The sequence below is a fragment of the Ruegeria sp. G5 genome (assembly GCF_056533365.1).
In genome coordinates, this window is the sequence record NZ_JBQFOK010000003.1 from 196,725 (window position 1) to 212,268 (window position 15,544).

The following is a 15,544-nucleotide window of genomic DNA, read 5'->3' on the forward strand; positions in this document are numbered from 1 at the left end:
GGATACAAAATCCAGAGTAATTTCTGCAAACAAAAGGCGCCGAGTTTTCACCCAACGCCTAAGATCTAACTGCTGGAAATTCTTAACGCAGTCGTAAACCTGTTTCGCTGTCAAACAACATGGCGCGTTCGGCTCGGATCGCGATGCCAATTTTAGAACCTTGCTTGCTGCGCTCGTCTTCACGCTCTTCCACGATCAGCTTGTCGCCATTCGATGTCAGCAGGTAGGAATAGCTGACACCACCAAGCGCCTCGGTCAAATCGACGGTACATGTATCACCAGATCGGTCGACTTGAATGTGCTCGGGCCGGATACCAAGCGTCACTTTTGTTGCACCTGCCGGAACCGCAGCGGTGACCGGTAGCTCTTGGCTGATAGCCGGATGAACGACCCGACCATCCACGATATCGCATTCCAGGAAATTCATAGCGGGTGAACCGATAAAGCCAGCAACAAATTTGTTGTCGGGATCACGGTACAAATCCATCGGCGCACCGACTTGTTCGATCCGACCATCGCGCAATACAACGATCTTGTCGGCCATGGTCATGGCCTCAACCTGATCGTGCGTCACATAGATCATCGTCGCACCGATTTCATTGTGAAGACGCGCGATTTCAACGCGCATTTCAACGCGCAGCTCTGCATCAAGGTTTGATAGCGGCTCGTCGAACAGGAAAACCTCTGGGCCGCGGACGATGGCGCGACCAATGGCAACACGCTGGCGTTGACCACCCGATAACGCCTTGGGCTTACGCTTGAGGTATTGATCCAGCTTCAGAATATTCGAAGCTTCCTGCACCTTTTTGTCGATTTCAGCCTTGGGCACACCGTTCATGCGCAGACCAAATCCCATATTCTCGGCCACGCTCATATGCGGATACAAAGCGTAGGTCTGGAAAACCATCGCCACGCCGCGTTTGGCGGGATCCATATGCGTCACATCCCGTGCGCCGATATGAATTTGCCCCTCCGACGTTTCTTCGAGACCTGCAATCATCCGCAACAGGGTTGATTTCCCACAACCCGAGGGTCCGACGAAAACGCAAAACTCGCCATCTTCGATCTGCAAATCGATCCCGTGAATGACCTGAGTCTGGCCATACCGTTTGATCGCGCTGTTGAGTGTAACGCCGGTCATTATGCTTGCATCCTGTTCTTTTGGCTCTCGGGGAACCGCCACGCTTGTACTTCTGTTCCGATTTGCTCGGCAGCATGCTGAACCATCGGAACCCATTTCTTCAGTTGTTCGAACCCCATCCGTGCGGTAGCGCCCGTGATCGAGATTGCACCCACCGGTCGCCCACCTGAGGTCAGAATTGGGCATGCAACACAAATGATGCCGGGCTCATGCTCTTCGTCATCCAGCGCGTACCCGCGCTCACGAATGGCTGTAAGGTCAGCGCGCAAAGCAGCGTCCGAGGCCAGCGTCTTATCCGTAAAGCGATGAAAGCTTTGCTGCGAGATGGCCTGATCCAGCCGCTCCTCATCTAAATAAGCCAACATCGCCTTGCCCACGCCCGTGCAATAGGCGGGGCCCACCTTGCCAGCCTCTGAGTACATTTCGATCGGATGTCGCGCATTGCGTTTGTCTACATACAGAACCTGACTGGAATCCAGTTGCGCCAGATGCACTGTCTCGCCTGTTTCAAGGCTCAGCCGGTCAAGGATTGGCCGCGCAATCGGAGCAATGGAACTGTGTGTCCACGCGGAATGCGCCAAACGCACCAGGCGTAAACCCGGCGAATAGGTCTGCCGGTCCGGATCGTAGTACAGCATGCCCTGATTGCTCAGGGTTTGCAGAAAACGATAAAGCGAGGCTTTGGGAAAGCTGCTTGTTTCCAACAGCTCGGCAAACCGAACAGGGCGTTCGAACGCTGCCACCTGCTCCAGCACATCGCATGCTTTGCCTATTGTTCCGTCACCAGCCAAAAGCCCTGATCTCCTCCTGCAGCCCCGAGTCTCCTCCACGGGGGTCTTGACAACGCTAACTGATTCGATGTGTAGTTTTCAATATGTAAAACAAGGTTTCAATAAATGAAACCACTATGGAAGCTAAGGGAGGACACCATGCATTCCATCTACAAGCGCACTGCGGCCGCGCTGGCCATGAGCGTTGCACTTGCTGCCCCGGCAGCCGCCGAACTGACCGGCGAACTTCGGATTTTCCTTGATACATCGAACCCAGCACCGCGCGCGACGATGGAAGCTGCGATCGAACGTTTCGCTGCAAAACATCCTGGGCTTGAGATCGAAACAACCGTGATCGACCGCGAAGCCTATAAGACCCAGATTCGTAACTTTCTGACTGCTGATACGCCTGACGTTGCCACCTGGTACGCTGCCAATCGTATGAAGCCTTATGTTGAAGCGGGATTGTTCGAGGACGTCTCCGATCTGTGGGCAGAACCCGAAATCGCAGAAAATCTTGCATCGACCAAAGGCGCGATGACCATCGACGGCAAGCAGTGGGGCGTTCCGTACACGTACTACCAGTGGGGTGTCTATTATCGTAAAGATATCTTTGACGAGTTGGGCCTGACCGAGCCGACCACATGGGAAGAAGAACTGGCCAACTGCCAGAAAATCGTCGATTCCGGTCGCGCTTGCTACACCATCGGCACCAAGTTCCTTTGGACCGCTGGCGGCTGGTTCGACTACCTGAACATGCGCACCAATGGCTTCGACTTCCACAATCAACTGGCCAACGGCCAGATCAGCTGGGAAGACGACCGCGTCAAGCAAACGTTTGCCAACTGGAAGCAGTTGATCGACATGGGTGCATTCATTGACAACCACCAGACCTATAGCTGGCAAGAAGCGCTGCCCTTCATGGTCAACGGCGATGCCGCGGCTTACTTGATGGGCAACTTTGCCGTCGCTCCGCTGCGCGAAGCAGGCCTGACCGACGATCAGTTGGATTTCTATCAGTTCGTCACCATCAATCCAGATGTCGAACTGGCCGAAGACGCACCAACGGATACGTTCCATATTCCCGCCAACGCTTCAAACAAAGAAGCTGCGCGTGAGTTCCTTCGCTTTGTTGTGTCGGCGGATGAACAGACCATCATGAACGGTAAAGATGGTCTGGCTCAGCTTCCTGTAAACGCGTCAGCGAAGATTGATGACGACAAGTTCATCAACCAGGGCTTCGAAATGCTGTCGTCCAACAGCCCCGGCGGCGTAGCTCAGTTCTGGGATCGCGACGCACCAGCGGAAATGGCCAAGGTTTCGATGGAGGGCTTCCAGGAATTCATGGTCAAACCAGACAATCTGGACAGAATTCTGTCCAAGCTGGAACGCGCCCGCGGACGTATCTACGAAAACTAATCCGGTCGGGCCGGGCGCATGCCCGGCCTGCACCAAGACCTGCGTAAGGTGGGTGTCAGCCCACCTTACTCCTTTGACCTAGCCGAGTTTCCCCATGACCGTTGTCACCGCCGACGTCCCCGAGCAGGAAAGCTGGTTCCACAGAAACCAACAGCGCATTGCACCTTGGTTATTTCTGGCTCCGGGCCTGCTCTTCTTTATGGTCTACGTGATCATCCCGGTTTTCCAGTCCTTCAACCTGTCGCTCTACGAATGGGACGGGCTTGGCGCTGCCGAATATGTCGGGTTCCGAAACTATGAGGATCTGTATTGGGAATGGGTCGATCGTGATGCATTCTATACGTCGCTCAAGAACAACCTGATCTGGCTGGTTCTCTATCTGGCAGCAATCCCGGCAGGCTTGTTCATCGCATTGTTCCTGAACCAGACGGTTTGGGGCATCCGATTGTACAAGTCCCTGTTCTTCTTCCCTTTCGTGATCTCTCAGGTCGTCGTAGGCTTGGTTTTTACCTGGTTTTATGACCCGACTTTCGGACTGCTCAACGAATTCCTCGGAGTGTTCGGACTTGGCCCAATAAACGTCTTGGGCGACGAGCGGTACGTAACCTACGGCATCATCGTTGCAGGCCTTTGGCCGCAAACTGCTTACTGCATGATCCTTTATCTCACCGGCCTGAACGCCGTCGACCCCGAGCAGATTGAGGCCGGACGTCTGGATGGGGCAAAAGGGGTACGTATGCTGTGGCACATCATCCTGCCGCAACTGCGCCCTGCGACTTTCATTGCCTTTGTTGTGACGATCATCGGCGCGCTGCGCAGCTTCGACCTGATCTCGATCATGACTCAAGGTGGCCCGTTCGGTTCGTCCCGCGTGCTGGCTTATTACATGTTCGAGGTCGCCCTGTCCGAATACGGGTTCCGAATGGGGTATGGTGCAGCTATCGCCGTGATCCTGTTCCTCATCATGCTGTGTTTCATCGCTTACTTCCTGTGGTCGATGTACCGCGAAGAAAAGGGGCACTGAAATGTTTCCCAAACCAATCGAAAAACAACCCCGCGCGGCTCAGATTACCTATCAGGCCATGCTTCCTATCGCCTTGCTGCTGTGGCTCGGGCCATTGCTTGCAGTTGCCCTGTTCTCGGTGAAACCGGCGGCAGACTTCACCAACGCAAACTACTGGGGTCTGCCCTCCAGTTTTGAGGGCGCATTCAACTACGGTCAGGTCTTTTTCAACTCGGACATGCCGCGGTATTTGCTGAACTCGTTCCTGATCACCATCCCAACCGTGATCGGAGCCGTTGCGCTAAGCTGTATGACCGGGTTTGCGCTGGGGATCTACAAGTTCAAATCGAACCTCTGGATCTTTTTCATGTTCGTTGCGGGGAACTTCGTACCGTTCCAAATCCTGATGGTTCCGGTGCGCGATCTGACGCTGGAATTGGGCCTGTACAACACCAAGACCGGGCTTGTGCTGTTCCACATCGCCTTCCAAACCGGGTTCTGCACCCTGTTTATGCGCAACTTCATTCGTGCCCTGCCCTACGAATTGATCGAGGCCGCGCGCGTCGAAGGTATCAGCGAGGTCCGCATCTTCTGGTACGTTGTTCTGCCGCTGATGAAACCGGCTATTGCCGCGCTCAGCGTGCTGATATTCACGTTCATCTGGAACGACTATTTCTGGGCTGTTGTTCTGACACAAGGCGCGGAAAGCCAACCGGTAACGGCGGGGATCACCAGTTTTAACGCGCAGTTTCGCGCCGCCTATCAATTGATGAGCGCAGGTTCCATTGTCGCAGCTCTTCCACCGGTGGCCATGTTCTTTCTCATGCAGAAACACTTCATCGCGGGTCTGACCCTCGGTGCCGTAAAATAAAGTCAAACCAGGGGTCCGACCCATGACCAAGATTACCTTTATTGGTGCAGGTTCCACGATCTTCATGCGAAATATCGTGGGCGATGCCCTTCTGACTCCATCTCTGGCCGATAGCCATTTTGCCCTGATGGATATTGACGCCGAGCGCCTGGCCGAAAGCGAAACCGTTGCCCGTGCCATGATCCGCGCAGTCGGAACCGGTGCCACAGTGTCCACCCATACAGACCGCCGCGCGGCACTGGACGGGGCCGATTTCGTGATTACCGCGTTTCAGGTCGGTGGGTACGAGCCCTGTACCGTGACTGATTTCGAAATTCCAAAGCAATACGGCCTGCGCCAAACCATTGCAGACACACTAGGCGTCGGCGGCATCATGCGCGGGTTGCGCACCGTGCCCGTGTTGTGGGACGTGGCGCGGGATATGATGCAGCTCTGCCCGAATGCGACGTTGCTCCAATACGTCAACCCAATGGCGATCAACACCTGGGCCTTGGCCGAGCAATTTCCAGCGCTCAAACAAGTTGGCCTGTGCCATTCGGTACAGAACACCGTCGAAGAGCTGGCCCATGACCTCAACCTGCCAAAAGATGAATTCCGATACAAGGTGGCGGGCGTCAACCACGTCGCCTTCTTTTTGCGCTTGGAACACAACGGTCGTGACCTCTACCCCGCCTTACGTCAGGGATATGCCAGCGGTCAGATCCCCAAGCCACCGCTGCTGATGCCGCGCTGCCCGAACAAGGTACGTTACGAAGTAATGGACCATCTGGGTTACTTCTGCACCGAAAGCTCGGAGCATCTTGCAGAATATGTGCCTTGGTTCATCAAGGACGGGCGGCAAGACCTGATCGACAAATTCTCGATCCCATTGGACGAGTACCCAACACGTTGCGTTGAACAGGTGGCCAATTGGAAAGAACAGGCCAAGACACTAACGGATGGTCGCGACATCGAAGTCACCCGCAGCCATGAGTTCGCCGCAGATCTCATGAACTCGATCGTCACGGACACGCCTTATGTGGCTTACGGGAATCTGCCGAACACAGGTCAAATTCCGCAATTGCCACTCGGGGCAGCCGTGGAAACACCCTGTCTGGTGGACAGCAACGGCGTCCAACCTTCGGTCGTGACGGATATCCCGCCCCAACTGGTTGCCTTGATGCGCACGCAGATCAACGTGCAGGAACTGACAGTTCGGGCGTTGGTCGACCAGAACCCCGAATTCATCTATCACGCCGCGATGATGGACCCGCACACTGCCGCCGAACTGGACCTGCGCCAGATCCGCAATTTGGTGTCCGATCTACTGACCGCACATTCTGATTGGCTGCCCGACTGGTGTCAGCCTGCCAAAGCCGCTTGAAAGGGCCTAGCCAATGACCAAGAAACGCCGCTCGGAACACTGGTACGGAAAGCTGGACAAGGATGGTTTCATCCACCGCTCGTGGATGAAGAACCAGGGCTTTCCCGATCATGCCTTTGACGGGCGCCCGATTATCGGCATCTGCAACACATGGTCTGAACTGACGCCCTGCAACTCCGGCCTGCGCGATCTGGCCGAAGGGGTGAAACGCGGCGTGTGGGAGGCCGGAGGGTTCCCCGTCGAATTCCCGGTCATGTCGCTGGGCGAGACCCAGATGAAGCCGACCGCCATGCTATTCCGGAACCTGCTGGCCATGGATGTCGAGGAATCGATCCGCGCATATGGCATTGACGGCGTTGTCCTGCTGGGCGGTTGTGACAAGACCACACCGGGGCAGTTGATGGGCGCGGCCTCGGTCGATCTGCCCTCTATTGTGGTTAGTTCCGGCCCGATGCTGAACGGTAAGTTCAAAGGCAAAGATATCGGCTCTGGCACGGACGTCTGGAAATTCTCGGAAGAGGTCCGCGCGGGCGAAATGACTCTGCAGGATTTCATGAACGCAGAATCCGGCATGTCGCGCAGCAAAGGTGTCTGCATGACAATGGGCACCGCATCCACCATGGCATCGCTGGTTGAGGCGATGGGCATGTCCCTGCCCACCAACGCCGCCCTGCCCGCAGTTGACGCCCGCCGCATGGCACTGGCGCACCTGACCGGCAAGCGGATTGTCGAAATGGTGGACGAAGACCTCAAACCCTCGGACATCCTGACCAAAGAGGCGTTCGAGAACGCGATCCTGACCAATGCTGCTGTGGGCGGGTCGACCAACGCCGTCGTTCATTTGTTGGCGCTGGCAGGTCGCGTTGGCGTTGACCTGACGTTGAAAGACTTTGAGATCGGCTCTGAAATCCCGCTGCTTGTGAACTGTATGCCATCTGGTAAATACCTGATGGAAGATTTTTGCTACGCAGGTGGCGTGCCGGTCGTCTTGAACGAGCTAAAGACGTTCCTGCGCCCTGCCAAAACTGTGTTGAACAAAGACATCTCGGCCCACTATGAAGGCGCAGAATGCTATAACTCTGACGTCATCAAAAGCTTTGATGACCCGGTCAAACCCGCCGCTGGTCTTCGTGTCCTGCGGGGCAATCTCGCGCCCAATGGCTCTATCGTTAAACCCTCAGCGGCAACGGATGAACTGCTTGAGACCGAGGCCGAGGCGTTCGTTTTCGAAAGCATCGAAGACCTGAAAGCCAATATTGACCGCGATGATCTGCCCGTAACGCCCGAAACCATTCTGGTTCTCAAAGGATGTGGCCCCAAGGGCTATCCGGGTATGCCCGAGGTCGGCAACATGCCAATCCCGGCAAAACTGGTGAAAGAGGGCGTGCGTGACATGATCCGTATCTCGGACGCGCGCATGTCAGGCACCGCATTCGGCACCGTTATTCTGCATGTCAGCCCCGAAGCCCAAGCGGGCGGTACGCTGGCGCTTGTCAAAACAGGCGACCGCATTCGCGTATCGGCCAGCAAGGGCGAACTTGAGCTACTAGTGGATGAACAGGAACTGGAGGCACGCCGGTCCGAATGGCAACCGGAGGATCCACACTACACCCGCGGTTATGCCAGACTTTACATCGACCATGTGCTGCAAGCTGATCAGGGTGCTGACCTTGATTTCCTAGTGGGCAAAGACACCCGCCTCGTAACAAGAGAGAGCCACTAATGGACCAACCCGCCAAATTTCAAGACCTTGAGGGTGCCTCGGTTTACATCACCGGTGGCGGATCGGGGGTTGGCGCATCTTTGACCGATGGGTTCCTGGCGCAGGGTGCCCAGGTGGCTTTTATCGGCCGCTCGGATGCCACCGAATTTGTTGAAGAAATGCGCGAAAAGCACGGCCGCGCTCCGCTGTTTCTCCAAGGCGACATGACGGATACCGACCTGCTTCGAAACACGATGAAACAGGCGCAAGAGGCGCACGGTCCGATCAGCGTTTTGATCAACAACGCCGCCAACGACAAACGTCATTCCCTCGAGGAAACGACGACCGAATTCTGGGACTGGATGATCGAAGTAAATCTGAAAGCCTATTACTTTGCCTGTCAGGAAGCAGCACAGCAGATGCAAGGTAAAGGCGGCTCAATCATCAATTTCAGCTCGATCAGTTACATGATGGGCAATGCCGGATATCCGATCTACGCCACATCGAATGCGGGCATAACGGGAATGACGCGGTCATTGGCCCGAGAGCTTGGACCACAGAACATCCGCGTTAACGCACTGGCCCCCGGTTGGGTTCTGACGCAAAAACAGATTGATCTTTGGGCCACACCCGAGGACTTGGCCGCTCATCTGGATCGCCAGTGTCTCAAGGAACATCTCAAGCCTGAAGACATGATCTCACCGACACTTTTCCTTGCGTCACAGGCCAGCCGCGCAATGACGGGCCAGTGTATGGTCGTGGATGGCGGCGTGGTGGTAACGGGGTAACGTCATGACTATCGAATGGATCGCGGTAGACTGGGGAACCTCACACCTGCGGGTTTGGGCCATGCAGGGAAACAAGGTTGTGGATCAGGCGCAATCCGAAAAAGGCATGGCACGCCTGAGCAAAGATGAGTTTCAGGGCGCACTGTTGGAACTTATCAGCGACTGGCTCGGCACTGCCCCCATTGACGTGGTGGCCTGTGGTATGGTCGGCGCACGTCAGGGATGGGTGGAAGCCCCCTATGGCTCCGTTCCTTCCGCCCCTGTTCCTGCCCCGCCGATCCGCGTGCCCGGTACAGACCCCCGTATTCGTGCATTCGTGGTTCCCGGCCTGAAACAGGTCAGCCCGCCGGATGTGATGCGTGGCGAGGAGACCCAGATCGCCGGCTATCTGGCTGGTCGAAGCAACTGGGATGGCGTGATTTGCCTGCCCGGCACACATACAAAATGGGTTCAGGTCAGTGCGAGCGAAGTTGTCAGCTTTCGGACGTTCATGACCGGCGAATTATTCAACCTGCTGCGCGGACAATCCGTCCTTAGGCATTCGGTCGGGGATGGTTGGAACGACGAAGCCTTCGCTGAAGCCACGGCAGATGCAATTGCCAAACCTGATCAATTGGCAGGCCGGTTGTTTACCCTGCGGGCCGCAGACCTTTTGCAAGCACAAGACAAAGGCATTGCAAGCGCCCGTCTATCGGGCCTGTTGATTGGTGCAGAACTTTCAGCCACGCGACCGTACTGGTTGGGTCAGCAAATCGCGATCATTGGCGCGGAAGGATTATCGAAGATCTATGCGCAAGCTCTTAAGCAGCAAGGCGCGTCTGTCGAGATTTCTGATGACACCAATTCAACTCTATCTGGCCTGCAACAAGCCCGAAACCTGACGAGACAAACAGCATGAGCCGCCCCATTATCGCGATCTTACGCGGCCTCACCCCTGCAGAGGCCGAAGATGTCGGGCAAGTACTGATCGACGCCGGAATTGATCAGATAGAAGTCCCTCTTAATTCGCCCGATCCGTTGGACAGCATCAAACGTCTGGCCGACCAGTTCGGAGATCGCGCCTTGATCGGCGCCGGGACAGTTCTCACTCCAGAACAAGTCGAAGAGGTCGCAAACGTCGGTGGTAAGCTGATCGTTTCACCCAACTGCGACGTTGAGGTCATCCGGCGCTCGGTCGCCTTGAACCTGCAAAGCTGGCCCGGGATCTTTACGCCAACCGAAGCTTTCGCAGCGCTGCAGGCTGGGGCCACAGGGCTCAAACTGTTTCCCGGAGTTATGGCGGGCCCGACTGGTTTGGCAGCTCTGCGGCCGGTATTGCCGAAAGGCACGCAGGTCTACGCCGTCGGTGGCGCAGGCCCCGAAAATTTCGGCGAATGGATCAAAGCGAGTGCCGACGGCTTTGGCATAGGATCGGCTTTGTTCAAACCAGGTATGTCTGTTGCCGAGATTGCGGACCGCGCAGCACAGATTGTTAGCGCGTACGACAAGGCAATCTGATGAGTATCGTATTTGACGACCGTCCTTGTGAATTGGGCGAAGGGCCATTGTGGCACCCGGAACGGAACCAATTGTTCTGGTTCGACATTCTGAGCAGGCGTCTGATGACGCAGCAAGACGGTGGGCAACGCACTTGGCAGTTTTCCGAATTTGTCTCGGCGGCTGGCTGGGTGAATCAAGAGACGCTGTTTATGGCGTCGGAAACTGGCTTGTGGCGTTTCAACATGACGACCGGCGCACAAGAATTGATCGTGCCACTTGAAGCTGACAACCCTATTACGCGATCAAATGATGGCCGCGCGGACCCTTGGGGGGGCTTCTGGATTGGCACAATGGGCAAAAAGGCAGAGCAACGTGCCGGGTCAATCTACCGTTATTGGCGCGGCGAACTACGGCGGCTCGTTCCGGACGTAACAATTTCGAACGCAATCTGTTTTTCGCCCGATCGCTCGTGCGTTTATTTCACAGACACCGCGACCCAACAGGTGATGCGTTGGTCTTTGAACCAAGAAAACGGTTGGCCCGAAGGGGAAAGTACGGTTTTCGTAGATCTGCGCGACGAGGATCTGAATCCGGACGGTGCGGTGGTGGATCAGGACGGCAATATCTGGATCGCCCAGTGGGGTGCTCATCGGGTCGCGGCTTATGATCAAAACGGCCAGTTCATCAAGGCCGTGCAGTTCGGTGCCGCACATACATCTTGCCCGGCTTTTGGTGGGCCTGACTTGACCACCTTGTTTTGCACGACGGCTCGCCAAGGCCTGGATGCAACGACTTTGGAAACACATCCGTCAAATGGCATGACCTTCAGCGCAAGCGATGTAGGCCAAGGCCAACCAGAACACAGAGTGATCATATGAAACCTGAACTTGGTGTTTGCTACTATCCCGAACATTGGCCCGAAGATACCTGGGCCGAGGACGCTGCGCGCATGGTCGATACGGGTCTGACTTGGGTTAGGATCGGCGAATTTGCATGGAGCCGTATGGAACCCACACCCGGCGACCTGCAATTGGAATGGCTGGACAAGGCAATCGACACGCTTGGCGCAGCTGGTTTGAAAGTCGTTTTGGGAACTCCAACTGCGACCCCACCTCGGTGGATGCTGGAAAAGCATCCCGACATGCTGGCCTATGATGAGGAAGGGCATCCGCGCAAGTTTGGATCGCGGCGGCACTACTGTTTCAGCCATCAAGGGTACATCGAGGAATGTGAACGGATCACCCGCATTCTGGGCGAACGATATGGTCGCAACCCTCATGTTGCTGCATGGCAGACCGATAACGAATATGGCTGCCATGACACGACGCTAAGTTACAGCAAACCGGCGTTAGTCGCGTTTCGGTCTTGGCTGGAACAGGAATACGGAACCATTGCCGCGTTGAACGAGGCGTGGGGCAACGTGTTCTGGTCAATGGAATATGCCAATTTCGATGATATTGACCTGCCCAACCTGACCGTGACGGTGCCCAATCCAGCGCATGTTTTGGCCTTCCGTCGTTTTAGCTCGGATCAGGTAGCTGTATTTAACAAGGCGCAAGTCGATGTTTTGCGTCCGCTGACAGATGCACCGCTGCTGCACAATTACATGGGCCGGGTGTTGGAGTTCGACCACTTTAAGGTTGGCGCAGACCTGGATATTGCAACATGGGACAGCTATCCGATCGGCTTTCTGTCTGATCGGCTCGAAGCGGATGACGCGCACAAGGCGGCGTTCCTCCAGCAAGGTGATCCCGACATGCAAGCCTTTCACCATGACTTGTACCGCGCCGTTGGCCGTGGCCGCTGGTGGATCATGGAACAGCAGCCGGGTCCGGTAAACTGGGCACCTTATAACCCCGCCCCTCTTCCTGGTATGGTGCGTCTTTGGTCGCTTGAGGCGGTGGCGCATGGGGCAGAGGTCGTCAGCTATTTCCGATGGCGGCAGGCCCCTTTCGCGCAAGAACAAATGCATGCCGGATTGCTGACATCCAACAGCGAACCCGCTCCGGCATCCGCCGAAGCGCGGCGTACCGCTGACACGTTGGCGACTTTGGGGGATGTGACACAGGAACAGGCCCAAGTGGCAATCGTGTTTGACTATGCCTCGGATTGGGCATGGGCGACGCTGCCGCATGGGGCAGGTTTTGACTATTTCCGCCTTGTTTTCTCGGCATACCGCGCCTTGCGGCGTGCCGGATTGTCAATCGATTTCCTGTCCCCCGATACCATCCCCGAAAAGGGGTATAAGGTGATCGTGGCCCCCGGCCTTGCCACAATGAACGACGCCCTGGAAGAGCGGCTGATCAAAGGTTGCGATCTGGCAATCCTTGGGCCGCGTTCTGGTGCGATCACGCGGGATTTTCAGATCCCCGGGTCTGGCCGGCCCGGCCTGGCCGAATTGAACGTCAACGTCGACTTGGTCGAAACGCTTCCGCCGACAGCTCATCGCACAGTGGTCGATGGTGGGGCCGCGTTGCATTGGGTTGATCGTTTGTCCGGGGCCGCGCCCGACCTGCTGACCTTTGCGGACGGGACCGCTGCGCTAAAAGGCACTGAAAAACTGTGGTACCTGGCTGGCTTTCCAGACGAAACCCTCTGGGACCGTGTAGTCAACATGGCTGGGCGCCACGCAGGGTTGACGTTGCACGATATGCCCGGCGGCCTGCGCCGCCGTGACACGGCAGAGCACACGTTCCTGATCAATTACAACGCGCAACCGGTGACGTGGAATGGTCATGTGATTGACGCCTGCGATGTAACCATCCTGAAAAAGGGTGAATTGGCAGAGGACTAACCTCTGCCAATAGGTAACAGCACTGATCAGCGCCTGTTATTCAGACTTGAGGCCGTTTGGATCGAACGCCCCACCGAACCCTCCGTTGCCTGAGGTTTCCGGTGCGCTTTCTGCTTCCGCATCTCCTCCGCCCAAAGCATTGGGCGCAAAGACGTTACCAAAGCCACTGTTGTTCGAAGGTTTGGGTGCGGACTGTTGAGCGCCGCCCTGTTCGGCCTCTTCGGCCTCTCGCTGTTTGCGTTGTTCTTCGCGCTGTTTGCGCAATTCCTGAATACGCTGTTCCGCTTCCAACTGCTTTTGCTCTTTCACGTTGGCGATGCACTGCGCAGGATTATACGCGGTGGCCGTTCCGACGACAGTAATCGTTGCGATTGCGAAGATGACCAGAAACACAGCAGCCATGTTGCCCGCAAAGAAACCGGGCAATTTGATCTTGCCTGCCAGTTCTTCCACGGTCGCATTTTTACGAGCCGCTGCAACCAGTTCCTGACGCTTGAGCTTCGCCTCGTTCAACAATGCAAAGAAAATGGTGAGCGCTACAATGATAAACGCCAACGCCGAGATCGACGGCGTGATGCCATAACGGACCTTCTGCGCCAATTCGATTGTAAGCGTCGGATATTCACCAAAAGTGAAAGTCGTCGTGTTGTAGTTCTCGAAGGATGCAAGAAACGCCAATACGGCCGCGCTGGCGATGGCAGGACGCATGAATGGCAACAAAATCTTGCGAAACGCCTGCGCGTGGCTTGCACCCAGGTCCAGTGCCGCCTCGGTCAAAGCCACATCGTAACGCTGCAAACGGGCGACCAGAACAAGCATGCAATAGCTCGCGATAAAGGTGGACTGGCCAATAACGGTCAGGAAGATTCCGTTCGAAAGAACGCTGTCGGCACCCAGCCCCAACATGCGATTGATGCGGTCCCAGAACACCAGCGTCGAGATACCCAGAACCACGCCCGGAATCAGGATCGGCGCGATGATGATCGTGTAATAGGTCGCACGCAGCTTGGGCCATATCTGCGTCAACATCAGCGCGCCCGCCAGACCCATCGCCACTGAAAGGACCACGGTACCAGCTCCGATGATCAATGAGTTTTTGATACCATTGAGGATGCGTTGATCCTGGAACAGCTCTCCGAACCACTGGAAGGTCAGGCATTCCCAAGGCGTCATTCGCGGAAACGCGGACGAATTGAAGGCCGTGACCGACATAATCACGAGCGGGCCCAGGAGATACAGAAAAAACAGGGCCAGATAGACCCAAATACTGACACGCAGGAAGGATAGGTTCATTTCCCGATATCCCCCATGTTCACCTTGAACAGACGCATTACGGCCAACACAAACAGGATACAGGTCACCAGTAGAACGATTGCGTATGCCGCGCCTTGCGGCCAGTCATTGTTATCGTTGAATTGCTGGTAGATCAGCTGCGTAAACCACAACGATGACGGCCCACCCAGAATCTGCGGCGCAGCCAGCGCCCCTGCGGACAGCATAAACACCATTGTACAGCCAGAGCTAATCCCCGGCTTGGCGTAAGGAATAACAACGCGCCAGTGAATCCGCCACCAAGGTGCCCCCAGATCACGCGCAGCCTCAATCTGATTGTGATCGAGGCTTTCGATCACGTTGTAAATCGGGAAAATCATCAAAAGGATGTAGGCATAGCCCAACCCGGCATAGAGCGCGATGTCATTGCGGATGAAATCGAACGGCGTGTCAAAGATACCCAACCCGACGAAAAGCGTGTTCAACACCCCGGTTTCACCAAAGATAATCCGCAAGGCGAATGCGCGCAGGATTTCGTTGATCCAATACGGGATGATCAACATGATCGCAAAGATGCGGATATGGTTGCCCTTGGATTGGCCCAAATAATACGCAATCGGATAGCAGATGATCAGATTGAAGATCGTAACGCAAACCGCCGCAATCAAAGTGCGGAAAAACACCCGTAGATCGACAGCATTATAGTCCTGACTGCCGCCCTCGGGGCCGTAAATCAGGTATTTGTAATTCTCAAGGGTATAGACGTCCTTCGGTCCACCAATCTCAGGCGGTGGTAAGTTTGGGCGGAACGAAAAGTCCAACATCGACAGTTGCGGCAGAATGATCAGTCCGATCGTCCAAAAGATCACCAGACCCAGGATCGCCAGACCCATTCCAGTGCCATTGCGATTGAAGAATTCTTTCAGGAACCGGGGCATCTTT

The 15,544-nt window shown here is 55.8% G+C and carries 14 protein-coding genes; 10 read left to right on the forward strand and 4 right to left on the reverse strand.

Annotation, left to right across the window (positions count from 1 at the left end; genetic code table 11):
• Positions 1–82: 82 nt before the first annotated feature.
• A complete protein-coding gene (locus ACR0BD_RS06885; RefSeq protein ID WP_480829608.1) occupies positions 83–1,141 on the reverse strand; it encodes an ABC transporter ATP-binding protein in 1,059 nt (352 codons plus the stop codon).
• Entirely contained in the window at positions 1,141–1,932 is a 792-nt protein-coding gene (locus ACR0BD_RS06890; protein WP_480696814.1) for an IclR family transcriptional regulator, read from the reverse strand. The genes ACR0BD_RS06885 and ACR0BD_RS06890 overlap by 1 nt, the downstream gene beginning before the upstream one ends.
• Before the next feature lie 138 nt (positions 1,933–2,070).
• Between ACR0BD_RS06890 and ACR0BD_RS06895 the strand changes: the two genes are divergently transcribed.
• The 10 genes from ACR0BD_RS06895 (at position 2,071) to ACR0BD_RS06940 (ending at position 13,330) form a co-directional block, all read left to right on the forward strand.
• The gene (locus tag ACR0BD_RS06895; RefSeq protein WP_480696816.1) at positions 2,071–3,330 is read left to right on the forward strand and encodes an ABC transporter substrate-binding protein; all 1,260 of its coding nucleotides are present in this window, start codon (positions 2,071–2,073) and stop codon (positions 3,328–3,330) included.
• A 94-nt stretch (positions 3,331–3,424) separates the two neighbouring features.
• Positions 3,425–4,354 carry a carbohydrate ABC transporter permease gene (locus ACR0BD_RS06900; RefSeq protein ID WP_480829609.1) on the forward strand — a complete coding sequence of 310 codons (930 nt, stop codon included), beginning with the start codon at positions 3,425–3,427 and terminating at the stop codon, positions 4,352–4,354.
• 1 nt (position 4,355) lies between these two features.
• A complete protein-coding gene (locus ACR0BD_RS06905; RefSeq protein WP_480696820.1) occupies positions 4,356–5,204 on the forward strand; it encodes a carbohydrate ABC transporter permease in 849 nt (282 codons plus the stop codon).
• Positions 5,205–5,226: 22 nt separating this feature from the next.
• A complete protein-coding gene (gene melA, locus ACR0BD_RS06910) occupies positions 5,227–6,567 on the forward strand; it encodes an alpha-galactosidase (protein WP_480829610.1) in 1,341 nt (446 codons plus the stop codon).
• Between the two features lie 13 nt (positions 6,568–6,580).
• Positions 6,581–8,290 carry an IlvD/Edd family dehydratase gene (locus ACR0BD_RS06915; RefSeq protein WP_480829611.1) on the forward strand — a complete coding sequence of 570 codons (1,710 nt, stop codon included), beginning with the start codon at positions 6,581–6,583 and terminating at the stop codon, positions 8,288–8,290.
• Complete coding sequence (locus ACR0BD_RS06920) at positions 8,290–9,057, forward strand: SDR family NAD(P)-dependent oxidoreductase (protein WP_480829612.1); 768 nt, start codon at positions 8,290–8,292, stop codon at positions 9,055–9,057. Before ACR0BD_RS06915 ends, ACR0BD_RS06920 begins: the two co-directional genes overlap by 1 nt.
• Before the next feature lie 4 nt (positions 9,058–9,061).
• Complete coding sequence (locus tag ACR0BD_RS06925) at positions 9,062–9,955, forward strand: 2-dehydro-3-deoxygalactonokinase (protein ID WP_480829613.1); 894 nt, start codon at positions 9,062–9,064, stop codon at positions 9,953–9,955.
• Positions 9,952–10,554, forward strand: a complete 603-nt coding sequence (locus tag ACR0BD_RS06930) for a 2-dehydro-3-deoxy-6-phosphogalactonate aldolase (RefSeq protein ID WP_480829615.1) — start codon at positions 9,952–9,954, stop codon at positions 10,552–10,554. The genes ACR0BD_RS06925 and ACR0BD_RS06930 overlap by 4 nt, the downstream gene beginning before the upstream one ends.
• A complete protein-coding gene (locus ACR0BD_RS06935) occupies positions 10,554–11,414 on the forward strand; it encodes an SMP-30/gluconolactonase/LRE family protein (RefSeq protein WP_480829617.1) in 861 nt (286 codons plus the stop codon). Before ACR0BD_RS06930 ends, ACR0BD_RS06935 begins: the two co-directional genes overlap by 1 nt.
• Complete coding sequence (locus ACR0BD_RS06940) at positions 11,411–13,330, forward strand: beta-galactosidase (protein WP_480829619.1); 1,920 nt, start codon at positions 11,411–11,413, stop codon at positions 13,328–13,330. Before ACR0BD_RS06935 ends, ACR0BD_RS06940 begins: the two co-directional genes overlap by 4 nt.
• Positions 13,331–13,366: 36 nt before the next feature.
• On the opposite strand, the gene ACR0BD_RS06945 is transcribed toward ACR0BD_RS06940, so the two are convergent.
• Both ACR0BD_RS06945 and ACR0BD_RS06950 read right to left on the reverse strand, forming a co-directional pair.
• A complete protein-coding gene (locus ACR0BD_RS06945) occupies positions 13,367–14,623 on the reverse strand; it encodes an ABC transporter permease (RefSeq protein WP_480829620.1) in 1,257 nt (418 codons plus the stop codon).
• Entirely contained in the window at positions 14,620–15,540 is a 921-nt protein-coding gene (locus ACR0BD_RS06950) for an ABC transporter permease (RefSeq protein ID WP_480696838.1), read from the reverse strand. Before ACR0BD_RS06950 ends, ACR0BD_RS06945 begins: the two co-directional genes overlap by 4 nt.
• Positions 15,541–15,544 lie beyond the last annotated feature (4 nt).